The 14,807-nt window shown below is 35.2% G+C and carries 13 protein-coding genes and 1 pseudogene; 13 read left to right on the forward strand and 1 reads right to left on the reverse strand.

Going from position 1 to position 14,807, the window contains the following annotated elements; genetic code table 11:
* Positions 1-83: 83 nt before the first annotated feature.
* From phaZ to ABH955_RS02205, 10 genes and pseudogenes are all read left to right on the forward strand, one after another.
* On the forward strand, positions 84-986 hold the full coding sequence (phaZ, locus tag ABH955_RS02160) for an intracellular short-chain-length polyhydroxyalkanoate depolymerase (RefSeq protein ID WP_404449678.1): 903 nt from the start codon (positions 84-86) through the stop codon (positions 984-986).
* Positions 987-1,126: 140 nt separating this feature from the next.
* Complete coding sequence (locus ABH955_RS02165; protein WP_404449676.1) at positions 1,127-2,323, forward strand: MFS transporter; 1,197 nt, start codon at positions 1,127-1,129, stop codon at positions 2,321-2,323.
* On the forward strand, positions 2,307-2,507 hold the full coding sequence (locus ABH955_RS02170) for an NETI motif-containing protein (protein WP_000166302.1): 201 nt from the start codon (positions 2,307-2,309) through the stop codon (positions 2,505-2,507). Before ABH955_RS02165 ends, ABH955_RS02170 begins: the two co-directional genes overlap by 17 nt.
* A 448-nt stretch (positions 2,508-2,955) precedes the next feature.
* Positions 2,956-3,543 carry a hypothetical protein gene (locus ABH955_RS02175; RefSeq protein ID WP_404453101.1) on the forward strand — a complete coding sequence of 196 codons (588 nt, stop codon included), beginning with the start codon at positions 2,956-2,958 and terminating at the stop codon, positions 3,541-3,543.
* Between the two features lie 78 nt (positions 3,544-3,621).
* Positions 3,622-3,945: a hypothetical protein gene (locus ABH955_RS02180; RefSeq protein WP_404453103.1), complete on the forward strand. Its 324-nt coding sequence runs from the start codon at positions 3,622-3,624 to the stop codon at positions 3,943-3,945.
* A 698-nt stretch (positions 3,946-4,643) separates the two neighbouring features.
* The gene (locus ABH955_RS02185) at positions 4,644-5,879 is read left to right on the forward strand and encodes a CapA family protein (RefSeq protein ID WP_404453105.1); all 1,236 of its coding nucleotides are present in this window, start codon (positions 4,644-4,646) and stop codon (positions 5,877-5,879) included.
* 48 nt (positions 5,880-5,927) lie between these two features.
* The gene (locus tag ABH955_RS02190) at positions 5,928-6,659 is read left to right on the forward strand and encodes a M15 family metallopeptidase (RefSeq protein WP_404449668.1); all 732 of its coding nucleotides are present in this window, start codon (positions 5,928-5,930) and stop codon (positions 6,657-6,659) included.
* A 441-nt stretch (positions 6,660-7,100) separates the two neighbouring features.
* Positions 7,101-7,262, forward strand: a pseudogene (locus tag ABH955_RS02195) (alpha/beta fold hydrolase); the annotation flags it as partial.
* 249 nt (positions 7,263-7,511) lie between these two features.
* Entirely contained in the window at positions 7,512-7,823 is a 312-nt protein-coding gene (locus ABH955_RS02200) for a DUF3895 domain-containing protein (protein ID WP_404449666.1), read from the forward strand.
* Positions 7,824-8,205: 382 nt separating this feature from the next.
* Positions 8,206-8,664: a hypothetical protein gene (locus ABH955_RS02205; RefSeq protein WP_404490823.1), complete on the forward strand. Its 459-nt coding sequence runs from the start codon at positions 8,206-8,208 to the stop codon at positions 8,662-8,664.
* Between the two features lie 170 nt (positions 8,665-8,834).
* Here ABH955_RS02205 and ABH955_RS02210 read toward each other — a convergent pair whose 3' ends face one another.
* Positions 8,835-10,082, reverse strand: coding sequence for an MFS transporter (locus ABH955_RS02210; RefSeq protein WP_404453109.1), 1,248 nt, complete (start codon positions 10,080-10,082; stop codon positions 8,835-8,837).
* Positions 10,083-10,303: 221 nt separating this feature from the next.
* On the opposite strand from ABH955_RS02210, the gene ABH955_RS02215 reads away from it, so the two are divergent.
* The 3 genes from ABH955_RS02215 (at position 10,304) to ABH955_RS02225 (ending at position 14,550) form a co-directional block, all read left to right on the forward strand.
* On the forward strand, positions 10,304-10,885 hold the full coding sequence (locus ABH955_RS02215) for a TetR/AcrR family transcriptional regulator (protein ID WP_404453111.1): 582 nt from the start codon (positions 10,304-10,306) through the stop codon (positions 10,883-10,885).
* Positions 10,886-11,317: 432 nt separating this feature from the next.
* A complete protein-coding gene (locus tag ABH955_RS02220; RefSeq protein ID WP_404490824.1) occupies positions 11,318-12,079 on the forward strand; it encodes a DnaD domain-containing protein in 762 nt (253 codons plus the stop codon).
* Between the two features lie 80 nt (positions 12,080-12,159).
* Positions 12,160-14,550, forward strand: a complete 2,391-nt coding sequence (locus ABH955_RS02225) for a penicillin acylase family protein (RefSeq protein ID WP_404449658.1) — start codon at positions 12,160-12,162, stop codon at positions 14,548-14,550.
* Positions 14,551-14,807 lie beyond the last annotated feature (257 nt).

Here is a 14,807-nt window from a genome sequence, read left to right on the forward strand (position 1 = left end):
GTATTGAGAACGTACATTCTACATGGTATTCTTTAATTAAGTAAAGAATTTTCTTTCTATTAAAAGAATGGGGGGAACTTGTGATGATTAAGCCTGCAACAATGGAGTTTGTTTCACTATCGAACGGAGAAACGATTGCGTATCAGGAAGTTGGAAGGCAAAATACAGAAATTCTTGTACTCATTCACGGGAACATGACATCGTCACAACACTGGGATTTAGTTATTGAAAAGTTGCAAGATCAATACCATATTTACGCTCTTGATTTAAGAGGATTTGGCCAATCAACATATAATCAATCGATAGATTCATTACAAGACTTTGCAAGAGATGTAAAACTATTTATCGATCAATTAAAACTAGAAAAATTTTCATTAATGGGCTGGTCAATGGGCGGTGGTGTTGCGATGCAATTTACAGCGAATCATCCAACATTTGTCGAAAAGTTGATTTTAGTAGAATCAGTGGGAATGAAGGGATATCCAATTTTTAAAAAAGATATTAACGGGCAACCGATCGTATCAAGTTTAGTAAAAACGAAAGAAGAAATCGCGCAAGATCCCGTACAAATTGCTCCAGTGCTAGATGCGATAAAAAATATGAATAAATTATATTACCGTACAGTATGGAATCTATTAATATATACACATAATCAACCTGAACCGAATCGTTATGAAAAGTATTTAGATGATATGTTAACGCAACGTAATTTCGTAGATGTGAATTATGCGCTCATTACATTTAATATTTCGGATGAACATAACGGGGTTGTAGAGGGAAATAAGCAAATTCATCATATTAAAGCTCCAACACTCGTCATACAAGGTGACCGCGATTATGTCGTACCACAAGTAGTTGGTGAGGAATTAGCGAAACATTTGCCAAATGCGGAGTTGAAGGTGTTAGAAGATTGCGGGCATTCACCGTTTATTGATTGTTTAGATGTGTTTATAAAACATGTTGAGGATTGGTTAGAAGATAAGTAGGTTGAGGAAGAAGTTAGATGAAATGTATCTAGCTTCTTTTTTGTGGGAAAACCAAAATTATTTCAGCCACTAGTTCTTTCTTATTCCACAGTAAACAATATATAATGAGTGTGGTGAATTACAAAAGGGAGAGATAAGGGATGTCAATGCGTTTTACATTTTGGATTATGGTTGGGATTGTAGCAATCTCGGGTTTGTCACAAGGGATGCTCTTACCTGCCATCGCAATGATTTTTGAACAAGAAGGGGTTAGTTCAAGTATTAACGGTATTCATGCGACGGCATTATACATTGGGATATTATTTATTTCACCGTTTCTTGAAAAACCGATGCAAAAGTTTGGAATGAAACCAATTATCGTAATTGGTGGGTTTCTCGTTATTATTTCATTATTCTTTTTTACACAAACATTTTCATTTTGGGTATGGTTTATTCTTAGGTTCCTAGTTGGTGTTGGAGATCATATGCTCCATGTCGGAACGCAAACGTGGATTACGACAACGTCAGATCCTAGTAAAATAGGTAGACAAGTATCGATATACGGTGTATTCTTCGGAATTGGTTTCGCAGTTGGTCCGTATTTAGCAAGCACTGTTCAGTACGGTCTTGCGACACCATTTATCGTATCTACTATACTTTGTTTAATAGGTTGGCTCTTACTACTCCCAACGAAAAATGCATTTCCAGCACAAGATGAGGCAAAAACTGAAAGTGAATCATCCTTTTCTCGTTATAAACAAGTCGTTGGATTAGCTTGGATTGCACTAATTGGTCCGCTCGCATACGGTGTGCTTGAAGCGATGCTAAATAGTAACTTACCAGTATACGCACTTCGAAAAGGGTGGTCTGTATCGGAAGTTTCCTTCTTATTACCAGCATTCGCAGTTGGGGGCATTATTACACAAATCCCGCTCGGTATATTAAGTGATAAATACGGAAGAGACCGTATTTTAACGTGGACGTTTAGCATAAGTACAGGCATTTTCTTACTTGCGGCAGTATTTGATCAATATTACTGGATCGTCTTTGCATGTATGCTTATAGCAGGTATGGTCATTGGCTCATGCTTCTCACTAGGGCTTGGATTTATGACAGATTTATTACCGAGACACTTACTACCAGCAGGTAATATATTATCCGGAATCGCCTTTAGTATAGGAAGTATTATGGGACCTGTATTAGGAGGCGTATTTATAGAAAAAATACAGTATACAAGCTTTTTTATTGCGGTTATGATTATAATGGGAATTCTCGCAATGGTATATATGGTCTACATGAAGAATCAATTCGCATCAAGAAAAATAGAAAGTAGGTTAGGGCATGACAAAACAACCTAATAAGAAAAAATTTGAAGTACTAGAAAACGAAACGATTACAGACTGCTTAGCGCGTATGGAACAAGAAGGATATGCACCGTCTCGTCGCATGGAAGAGCCAATCTTTCATGAAGTAAAGAAAGACGGAAAAACAGAAGTTGAACCGTGTGGTAGAAAAATTGTTTTTGAGGGTAAATTGAAGTAATACAAATAATAAATTCTCTTTATCGTATAGAGCCATCCAATTCAGTCTTTGTGAGTTGGATGGCTTGTTTTTTTATTGACCAATGAAGGAATAGGAAGATGAGGAATTGAATAGAATGAATGGATATTTTCTAGGAAGAACGAAAAGAAACTAGTTGGCCGGACATGGATTGGAGAGCGAATATAATAAATTAAAACTAAAAATTTGCAGGGGAAAATAGGTGAATTAGCCGAGTGCTCGTTAATCTGTATTCCATCAATTTTGTCGTCAAGAAGAAAAGTGTAATATCAAAAAGCATACTATAAATACGTATCATTTTTTGTGTTCGGTGCGGAATGGCAAGTAAATACAACCGCAACTTTAAATCTTTCTGGAAGAGCAGAATTATACTAGCTTTGTATTTTAGTTAGTTCGAAATTGATCGCTTAAGCGAGGTGGAGTTCAAAATATGGAAGTAAATCAAAATCAGCGAATCCTCTATGCGGTTTTTGAGGATGAAATTCAATTGCCGGTGCTGGATATCACTCATCCCCTTTTTAATGAAAGTATTGATGAACAGGCGTATCATTTGAATTGCCTCAAATCAGCCCGGAGCATTGAATCGTTAAAAAAGATGCCTAGCTTTATTCAAAATATCTTTGTGAAAATGCCGAATGTTGATGATTCCTATCTTAGCGGTATGCGTACTTTACTGTACAAACTAGGCCCTGGTTTAAGTAAGGGGATAAAATTAGGCTTTCGGGACAAGTGGGCGGTGAAGCAAACTTCTTTTATGGGACTTCGGATTAGGCTGAGGGATCTTTGCAGACACCAGTCGGAAATTTTGTTTCCTCAGCTTAAGCAATTCCCTGAACGGGGTCTTTGTTTTTTTAATATAGCTGGTGGTGCTGCTACGGACAGTATCAATACTTTGATTTTAATACAGGAATCAGACCCGGAATTACTTAAGGGACGAAAGATTGAGATTAATATTTTAGATATTGATACTTACGGCCCTAATTTCGCGAAAAGGTGTATGGGTGTCTTGAAGCAGTAGGGGGAACGATTCCATGGTCTTGATATAACTCTTAATACAACTCATTATAACTGGAGCCAACCGGATTCATTATTAAAAATGAGCTTGGAACATTCAGGTTGGATTCAGCTCTGTTCATCGGAAGGGGGGCTTTTCGAGTATGGTTCGGATTCAGATATCATTGAGAATTTAAACCGTTTCTTTGAAAATTCCCCAGCGGATGCCCGTGTCACGGGTTTATTAATTTTCGACCGAGCGCATGTAAATCCGGGATACCTTGGATTTACGGAGTTTATTGGTGTGCAAATTAGGTATCTTGGATTGGAAGGGTTACAGAAGATTTTAAATCAAACTTCGTGGGTATTAGAAGAATCGCATGAAATTGAAAAAATCTATATTCTATTTTCACTGAAGAAAGCGTGAAATTATATTGAAATGATTGGATGAGGGGTTGGTACCAATGTCGGTACTACCTCTATTTTTTTTGCGGAAATTCATAGAAAACAAACGGGGAATTATGTATTTATTGTTTTTGCTAAAAATTATGTGCAATTCAGAGTACGATACATATAAAATGCCATTTCCTTTTGCATTTCTCCTAATTGGCTTCTTTATATAGGGCGTAGAAAAGATTGCTACTTTTTTTGTATATTGGTAAAATAAGTTCTTGGGTCTTACTTGTTTTTATCGGTATAATATTTGTCGCTTAACGTAAAGAAATTAGTTACAAAGCTTCCATAATATTTAAAGGGGGTTACAGCAACGATCCCCTCTTTTTGGAGCCACTCACGAACGTAAAGCAAGAGAAGAGGCTATATGAACTATTCTCCTATCTTGTTTAGATTAAATCAGTTACTGCAATTGGAACAGGTATATGAAACTCAATATCTGGAGGATTGATTAGAATCTAGTCGACATCCTGATGGATCATGTTTTTCTAGCAATCTATCAATTCTGATGGAATTGATAGATTGCTAGAGAATGGAAAATGATTATCCGTATATTCCAAAGCAAATGTAACAAAGTGTCCTTCCATAATTAAGGGTAAAGCCAAAATACGTTGTTTTAAAGAATGATTTGTTAGAACTGGTTATAAGTAATAAAACAGAAAAGAGGATCACATGTTAGATACTTTACAGAGAAGTAAAAAGTTTTTTTTATTATGTCTTATTTTTTTAGTGCTTTTAACCGCTTGTGGTAATACAGATGTTAAGACATCTAAAGCTTCATTACCACCGGCTCAATCCAATATAGATACATCATTAAAAGCACCAAATTGGGTAGATAAAAGTCCTATCCAACAGTCTCCTAATTTTACGGAAGATAAAAAAGTAAAATCGGTTGTGAATTTATTAGCAACGGGTGATAATTTATACCATGACGCAGTAATTAAAGATGGCAAACAAAAAGACGGTTCATATGATTATAACTATATTTATGAAAATATTAAAAAAGCTGTTAAATCAAGTGATCTTGCTATAGTGAACCAGGAGACCCCGATTGCAGGAAATAATTTAAAAGTACAGGGATATCCTACTTTCAATACACCTGAAGAAGTGGGTCAATCTTTAGTGGATACTGGATTCAATATAGTGACTCAAGCGACAAATCACGCTATGGATATGGGTATTAAAGGTGTTGCGAATACAAGAGAATACTGGAAGAAATATCCGGATGTTATCCCGGTAGGCATTAATGAGAGTCAAAACGAGCGCAATGAAATAAAAACGATTACAAAAAATGGGATTCGTTTTGCTTTACTTAATTATACATATGGTACGAATGGAATTAAAATTCCAGCTGATAAGTCTTGGGCATTAAATTTAATTGATAAAAAAGCGATACAAAATGATGTGGAAAAGGCAAAGAGTAGTTCTGATATGGTGATTGTTATGGTGCATTGGGGAGTTGAATATACCACTACACCTTCAAAACAACAAAAAGAAGTTGCTCAATATTTAACAGATTTAGGTGTAGATGTAGTAATTGGAAATCATCCACATGTAATTCAACCAATTGAGTGGAAACAAAATAAAGATGGACATCAAACGCTAATCTATTATTCTCTTGGAAATCTTATTTCTGCTCAAGAAAAATTAGAAACATTGGTTGGAGGATTATCCTATATACAATTTGTTAAGTATGAAGATAAAACTTTTGGTATACGACAAGCGGCACTCGTACCGACAGTAACCGACTATGCTGATGGTAAGAAACAATTTAAAATTCAATTTTTAAAAGATTATTCGGATGAAAATTCTAAAAATCATGGGATTAAAAAATTTGTAGGTCCCGTTTCTTTGAAGGATTTCAAGGATATTCCTAGAGATGTGTTGGGAAATTGGTATAAAGACTAATAAACAAAAAGGGAATGAGATACAATTAAAAAATTTATAATTTTAGCATTGGTATTGACATTGGGATGGAGCCTTGCTGCTTGTAGTGGAAAGCAAACATCTCAGGAAACTACTAATAATAACGATAAAAATAAAAATGAGATAAATGCGAATAAAAAAGATGTTTTACCTATCTCTGATCTTAATGATTGGAGAATTATCCTTGTAAATAGAGAGCATATGTTACCAAAGGAACTAGGAATTGAATTAACAAGTATTACCCAAAATGCTAAGCCAAATATGAAAATCGATAGCAGAATTGCAACTTCCTATCAGGATATGGTAACAGCTGCAAAAAAAGAGGGGATTAATCTTTATTTAAGATCAAGTTATCGAGCTATAAAATTACAACAAACGTATTATGATGCTTCAGTTAAAAGCTATAAATCTCAAGGTTTGTCGGATAAAGAGGCTAGTGCTAAGGCATTGGAATATCTTCAGTATCCTGGCGCAAGTGAACATCATACTGGATTAGCATTAGACATTATTTCAGTTGAATGGCAGAATACTGTAGAAGATTTAAATGCAAAATTTGAAACTACCGATGCATTCAAATGGTTAGATAAGAATGCTGCAGAGTATGGGTTTATTCTCCGCTATCCAAAAGATAAAGAGAATATTACTGGCATTAAGTATGAGCCATGGCACTATCGTTACGTAGGAAAAGAAGTTGCTGTTTATCTAAAAGAAAAAGGGTTAACTTTAGAAGAGTATTGCGAAAAAATTAAGTCTAGCAAATAAAAATACACTTGGATTCTATTAAAAAGCCATATCTGGTGGAAGTATTAACCTTCCTCCTAGTATTGCGAAAACGGTGTATGATAATTTGAGCACGTATGAACCAGTTATCGTGTGAAAAGATATATGTATCAAGAAATTAAATTTATAAAAGAAGCAGTGAAAAAGGATCTGATATTCATATCAGATTCTTTTTCATTCGTAACATAGAATACTTGCTTACTGTATCTGCTTAACTAGGCTTTAGAGACTGCCTACTTTCCAGATGCTACAATATTAACCTCGCCATCTTTTTTGTTTTGGATGTTAGCTTTTCTTAGCTTGATAGACATGTGGAGGTAGCCCAAACACTGCGATTGGTAGTGTTTTTATTTGTTAGCATCTTACAAATTTTGTTAAGATGAAATAGTTGGTGTAGGGAAAATATTTTAGGAGCTGAATAGGGTGAAGAGATATTTTGTTAATAATCGACATAAGAAAGTACACATCACAGAATGGGGTAATAAGAAAAATCCGGTTATCTTTTGTTTACATGGGTTAGGTGGCTCTAGTCTTACTTTTATAGAAGTGGCTGACAAACTAAAAGATGAGTATAGATTTGTTACATGTTTTGTGCAACTAACAAATCAGATGATGTTCACCATTGCTTTCATTTCTGCAATAACGAATTCTACAATAGATGATAGAACGTATATTTGGTATAATTGAAACATACTACTTAAAATGATGCATATGAGTTATAAAATTTATGTAAAGAGGTAAGGACTACATAACAATAACTAAATTTAAAAGTTCTAGTACATATAAGATTCAGTTCATGTTAAGCAAATTCATTATCAGAAAGGAAAAGATGTAATGAATCAAATTTCATTTGAAGATTTATTTGAAGAGGAAAAAGAAACGGTGGAGGTAGCTGAGATACCAGTACTTTTATCGCCATTGCAACAAGATATATTGGGATTATTTAATTCTGAAGAAATAAGTGCACTTGAGCTATGTGAACAATTAATACGAGCTGGTAAAATACCCGATGAAAGATTCACTACGAATAAGCCGAAAGCATATGGACAAGTATGCTTACTATTAGAAGGTTTTGTTAAAGAAGGAAAGCTGGTTTTTGTCAAAAGTGATGAGAAAAGAGATAGGGTATATAAAGTGAAACTTTAATCAGTGGGGGGCATCCCCCACTGATTATTAGCCTACACCAATCGGGCGTTTACGGGCAGTTATTCTCCCACCTAACTTCTTTGCTCCAGCCGAATTTTGAGGTGGGAGTCTTACTGCCCACAAATAGCGGGATAAAATGAAAGAAGAAGTTTCTAACACATAAGTTGTACAGGGTATAGTAAAGAAATAAGGATGAAGCATCATTAAGCATGTAAAGAAAAGTTAAAGTTAATGTAGGGACTAGGTTTAAACGGCCTAGTCCCTTATATAAGTGGGAAATGTAAATAATATTTTTTGTTTGGCTTTTTCTTCGCGTTGCCATGTTATCCTTTAATAAAGCGATAAATGAAACTAAAACTTAATCACGTGAGGTTAGTTATAAATGATAAAGAAATTTACTAGAGTAGTATTAACTGCAGTTATGCCAATCGGTCTTATTATTGGTTGTGGGACTACTGAAAAAACTGAAGTACAAGAGCCGAAAGCGGTACAAGCGGAGAAAAAGGACTATATGGATTACTCATATGGTAGCAAAGGTATATTAGTAAGCGGCAAAGCGAAAGAACGTCAACAATACGAGATTGGGTATATGGATGATAACAAGTTAATTGGGATCGATGAAAATATTGAGGACTGTATTATTTTAGATAATAAAGATGAAGCAGGTTACATTTGGAAACAAATAGAGCGCGGATCTATTATTGAAGTGCAATACGGTAAGGACCGCAACGACATCGTAGGCGTACAATTAGTAGGAGATCGTGAGCCATACGAAATTAGTGACAAGTTTGATCGAAATACGATAAACGAGATTGTTAGAAAAGTTAAAGGTAATTTGTAATAGATGTATTTTGCTAGTATATGATCTATTATCATGACATGGCGAATCGCATACATAAAATTTGAAATCAACGGCATTTTTAATATGAAAATGCCGTTGATTTATTTTAAAAAGTAAATGGTATTCTATAATCTTGTAGAAAAATACGTATTAAAAAATATATAAATGAATTATTCTTCTTTTAGTTGTGATGATCGCCGTAAGGTCATTGCCCAAAATAAAAGAGCACAAGCACTAACGGATGCACCTAATATACAAACTCCGTTCCATCCGTAGCTTGCATAAATGTTTGTTGAAAGAATTGCACCTGTTGCACTGCCGATAGAATAAAAAATCATGTAACTGGCAGTGAGGCGACTTCTCGCTTCTGGACGCACTGTGAAAAGTATGCTTTGGTTCGTGACATGTACAGCTTGCACAGCTAAATCTAAAAGGATAACACCGATAACTAGTAGGAATAGAGAATGGTTCATTAATTTAATTAGGAGCCATGAAAGTAATAATAAGGATAAGGCTATGCCAGTAGTTCTCTCTCCGAATCCGCGATCAGCAAGTTGTCCTGCTTTAGTGGCAGCTAATGCACCAGCAACTCCAGCAAGACCAAATGCTCCGATAGCTGTATGTGATAGATTATATGGTGCAGCACTTAGAGGTAAAACTAATGAAGTCCATAAAATACTGAATGAAGTGAAAATGAGCAATGCTAATATTCCGCGAATGCGTAAGAGACGCTCTTCTACAAATAATAAGAGAACGGAATGTAATAATTTAGGATAGGTCATAGCTGTTTTTTTATGTTTAAGATTAGGTAAATTACGATATAACAAACCAATTACGAAGAGCATAAGTACAGCAGAGGTAAGATAAACGGAACGCCATCCCGCTAAATCTGTTAATGTTCCAGCAAATGTACGTGCAAGTAGAATTCCTATTACGACACCACTCGTGACGAAACCTACTATTCGCCCACGGTCTTTTGGGTTAGCTAAAATGGATGCGTATGCGACGAGTGTTTGCGTAACAGTCGCAAGAATTCCGACTAAGGCCATACCTATAAAAAGTACGGTACTGGAAGGAGCGACTCCGACCACAATTAAAGCGAAAACGGATAAAAGCATTTGAACAATAATAAGTCTTTTTTGGTTTAACAAATCACCAAGTGGAACTAATAAAAGTAATCCGAGTGCATAACAAACTTGAGTAATCGTAATAACGACACCAATAGTTGAATGGTGGATCTTAAACGCATTTGATAAAGAATCAAGTAGAGGATGAGCGAAGTATATATTCGCCACAGCCATCCCGCAAGCTATTGAAAATAATAGAGTTATATATCCGGGCATGATTGTATTAATAGGTGATTGGAACTGATCATTATTCTGTGTAAGAGCAGTTGTCATTTTTTCTTTAGCATCCATAATATCATCTCCTTTTGTTTTTAAAATAATGTACCGAACGGTATATTATTTCGTAAGTCAAATATAATCAAGGATAAGTTGCTATGTCAAGTGAATTGTAAATTAAATTCAGTTTCTTTTGACATATCATTTATAATTTAATACGATATATAATATACTGATTAGTACATAAAAAAGTGATTTATAATTTAGAAAACAGGTGAAAAAAGAGGAGGGATTAAATGGCTCGACTACGTGAATTTGATAAAGAAAAAGCTTTGGATGCTGCTATGCAACTTTTTTGGGAAAAAGGATACGCCGCTACTTCATTAAGCGATCTAACTGCTAAAATGGAAATACAAAGACCGAGTTTATATGCAGCATTTGGTGATAAAGAAGGGCTGTTTGAAGCTGCGTTACGGAGATACACGAATTTACACGCAGCTAGCATTCGAACGAAACTTCAAAAAGAACAATCTGTAAAAGAGGCCATTCGTATATTTTTTGAAAATATGGTGGAAGAGGAATATAAAAAAGAATCAAATAAAGGCTGTTTTTGTATTAACACAATGGTGGAGCTTTCTCCTCATAATGAAAAATTTGAAGTGTTGACTAGAGAACATCAAATGTATCTTTCAGTTATATTTCAAGAATTGATCGCCAAAGGTATTCAGTCTGGAGAATTACAAAGTGATGTGAATGCTAAAGCATTGGCGCAAACGCTAGTCACTTCATTAATTGGATTAACGGTGTTAATGAAATCTCGCCCAGAACGTTCAGTTGTAGATAATACGGTATGTATCATATTATCGTTACTAAAATAAATGTAACAGAATTGTATTTCAATCAACTATTTCGATTATAGACACTTTTATTTATAAACTTTCAACCTTAAAGCACTGAATTGTCTACGAAGGCAACGGGTGCTTTTTATTTTCGTGTAAATATGAGCAGGTGAATCATAATGGTTGTCTGCAATATATGAAGATTGTTGGAGACATTTGTAATTAGGCATCGGATAAGAGAGGAATGAAAACACTATATAAGCCCCTTATAAGCCCCTACCAAGTAATAAATCACTAAGAAAAAACAAAACAAAAACAACTACAAGAACAAAAAAGCGCGAAAAAATAAAACCGTCGTTGTAGTAGTTAAAAAAATTTGGAATTCAAATGCAAAAACAAAGCCCTCATTCCTATATGTATATTGAAGGATTGAAATTTACCTTTTTATGAATAAAAGGAGGTGGGAAACATATGGCGGTGTACCGTAATGTGCAGGTGAACTTTTGGCAAGATGAATTCATATTAGATTTAACGCCAGAAGAGCGTTATTTTTATATATATTTGTTAACTGGTACGAAAACGAAGCAATGTGGTATTTACATATTGCCAAAACGTTTGGCAGAGCTTGAAACTGGTTACAGTATGGAGACTGTTGAGAAGTTATTGAACCGGTTTGTGGAATACGGGAAGATTTTATATGATGCGGAAACGAAAGAGTTATTCATTATAAATTGGCTACACTATAATCCTATTTTTAATCCGAACATAGAGAAATGTGTATTACGTGAGCTGAAAATGGTGAAAAGTAAAGAGTTCCTACATAAGTTTTTGCGTAAATGTCTTGAAGAAGAATGCAAGATTCCGTTATTACTTCAGTATTTTGGTATGCCAGAGGAAGAGGTTAGTAGTAATTCACAACAAGCAATTATTCAAGAGAAGGAAGAGGTAGAAATAGTAGAGGAGGTCACTCCGCATAGTGAAGTTTACAAGTTTTACGAACAAAATATTAGTAGTTTATCTCCATATATAGTGAAGGAATTAAAGGGATGGATGCAAAGAGTTTCAGGAGATAAAGTACTAGAGGCACTTAAAATTGCGTTTGAAAATAATAAGGGGACACTTGCTTATGTGAAGGGGATTTTGAGGAATTGGTGTAAGAAAGGACGAGTAAGCTTTAATAAAGGAAAGGAAATAGTGCGTAAGAGAGAAGTATTCAGTTTGTATGATCCATAGCATGAGCAAGTTAATGATTTCTTCTTTTCTAAAAGGTTCTTTCACAATAGAAGCGAATAGATTGAGAGAGGAGGGATTGTATGGAAGTCGTCATAAAAAAGAAACGAAAAAGGGGAAAAAGAATTTTTATTTGGTCTAGTAGTATCGTTCTTTTTTTGTTTATTTGCGCTATGATTTTTTTGAACATATATACGCTGAGATCTATGCCAAAGATAGATGGAACGATAAAGCTAGAGGATATACAACATGCTGTTGCGGTAAAGCGGGATAGTAAAGGTGTACCACATATTAAAGCGGAAAATGCGCATGATTTATATTTCTCGCAAGGGTATGTACAAGCGCAAGATCGTTTGTTTCAAATGGATTTAAGTAGAAGACAAGCTTCTGGTATGTTAAGTGAAGTTGTAGGGGAAGCAGCTGTTGATCGAGATAAATTGTTTCGAACGCTGGGTTTACGGCGAGCGGCAGAAGCATCTGTTAGTCAATATGATGGAGAAGCGAAATATGCCCTGCAATCATTCGCGGATGGGGTGAATACTTTTATACGTGAAGCGAAGGCCGAAAAGAAATTGCCAGTGGAGTTTACTCTATTAGGTTATGAACCTGCTGAATGGTCAATTGTGGACTCTTTAACGATTGGAAAGTATATGGCGTTTGATTTAGGAGGACATTGGCACGGACAAGCATTTCGATATTGGGCGTTGAAAAATCTTCCGGAAGAGCAAGCAAATGAGCTATTTCCTACATATCCGAAAGATGCGCCTAGATTGCTAGCTGAATTGAAAAATACAAATGTGGATGTAGCACAAAGTTTTTCAAAGACAGTTATTCCACCAGAGTTTAACGGTAGTAATAACTGGGTTGTGAGTGGTGAAAAGAGTGTATCTGGTAAGCCGATTTTAGCGGATGATCCTCATTTATCTCTTGCGACACCTTCTATTTGGTATCAATCGCAACTTGAAATGAAAGATTTACATGTGAGTGGCGTTATTTTCGCAGGAGTACCAGGCGTTATATTAGGACACAATGACAAAATAGCATGGGGCGTTACGAATACAGGTCCTGATGTGCAAGATTTATATATTGAGAAGCGAAATCCTAATAATGAAAATGAATTTTTGTATAACGATAAATGGGAAAAGGCTACGGTTGTTGATGAATCTATTAAAGTAAAAGGCGGGAAAACAATTCCGTATAACGTTACGGTTACGAGGCATGGTCCAGTTATTTCAGAGTTTGCGGATAAAGGAAAAGAGAAAACAAAAACAGTATTCGCTTTGAAATGGACTGCTTTGGAGCCTTCCGCTGAATTAAAGGCTGTATTAAATATGAATAAGGCGAAAGATTGGAATGAGTTTGAAACGGCTCTTCAAGATTTTCATACACCAACTCAAAACTTTGTGTTTGCATCAAATGATGGAACCATTGCTTACAAAGCGAATGGAAATATACCAGTGCGTAAAAAAGGTGATGGTAGTTTGCCAGTGCCAGGATGGACAGATGAATATGAATGGGAAGGGTATATTCCGTTTGATCAGCTACCGAAAGTAATAAATCCAAAACAAGGGTTTATTTCAACTGCAAATAATAAAATTGTTGATGATAATTATCCGTACCATATTAGTAATACGTGGGCGCAACCCTACAGGCAAATGCGTATTCAAGAGTTTTTGCAAGAGAAGGATAAGTATACGGTAAAAGATTTAGAAGAGTTACAGATGGATCAAAAAAATTTATACGGGAAAGAATTTGCTCCTATATTTTTAAAAGAGTTAAATAAAGCATCTTTAAATGAAGTAGAGAAAGAAGGCGTAAAACAATTAACAAAGTGGAATTTTTACGATAGTAAAGATGAAGCTGCACCATTAATATTCCATTTGTTAATGAAAGAGATTTCGAATACGCTATTTTCAAAAGAAATACCGAAAGATGTGATGGAGTTATTTGAAGGGAAGTCACAAGTAGTTGATGAATTGATTCGAAAAGAAGTAGCAGGAGAAAATAGCGCTTGGTTTACGAAGTACGGAGGGTTCACGAAAGTTGTGCATACATCGTACGAGAATGTAATGAAAAAATTACAGAAGGAATATGGACCGAATGTTGCAGAGTGGAAGTGGGGCGATTACCATCAACTTGCTTTTACACATCCAATTTCGAGATCATCTAGTATATTGGCACTACTCGCATTTAATCGTGAGAAACCAGTTCCAATTGGAGGAAGTCAAGTTACCGTTCAAGCAGCGAATTACGGAGATAACGGTATTGTAAATCATGGAGCTTCTTGGCGATTTGTCATTGATACGAAAGATATGTCAAACGGTTATCATATAGTGGGGCCGGGACAGTCAGGACATTTTAGAAGCGATTGGTATCATGATCAAATAGATGATTGGGTGAATGGTGAGTATCATACGACTACTTTAAATACAGATGGAATTGAAGGGGAAGTATTAACTTTACAGCCGAAGTGATAATATTTCCACTGATGAAAACTGTTAAATTAGAACATAACCCAGTTCTTAAATCATTTTAAAAGCCTACTATCAGTTAAATTGATAGTAGGCTTTTGTATTTTAGAGAATAAGATTCAATGATTTTATTATGACAAAACAGTAAGTGTTTTAACATTTACTTATACGATAACGGGCCTTATTTACTCTGTTACAAAAGAAACCACACAAAGTGTTCTTTTTCTTTGTTGCTCATTTTTATACACCGCATAACATTT

The organism is Bacillus sp. RC240 (assembly GCF_044907945.1).
Classification (GTDB): domain Bacteria; phylum Bacillota; class Bacilli; order Bacillales; family Bacillaceae_G; genus Bacillus_A; species Bacillus_A mycoides.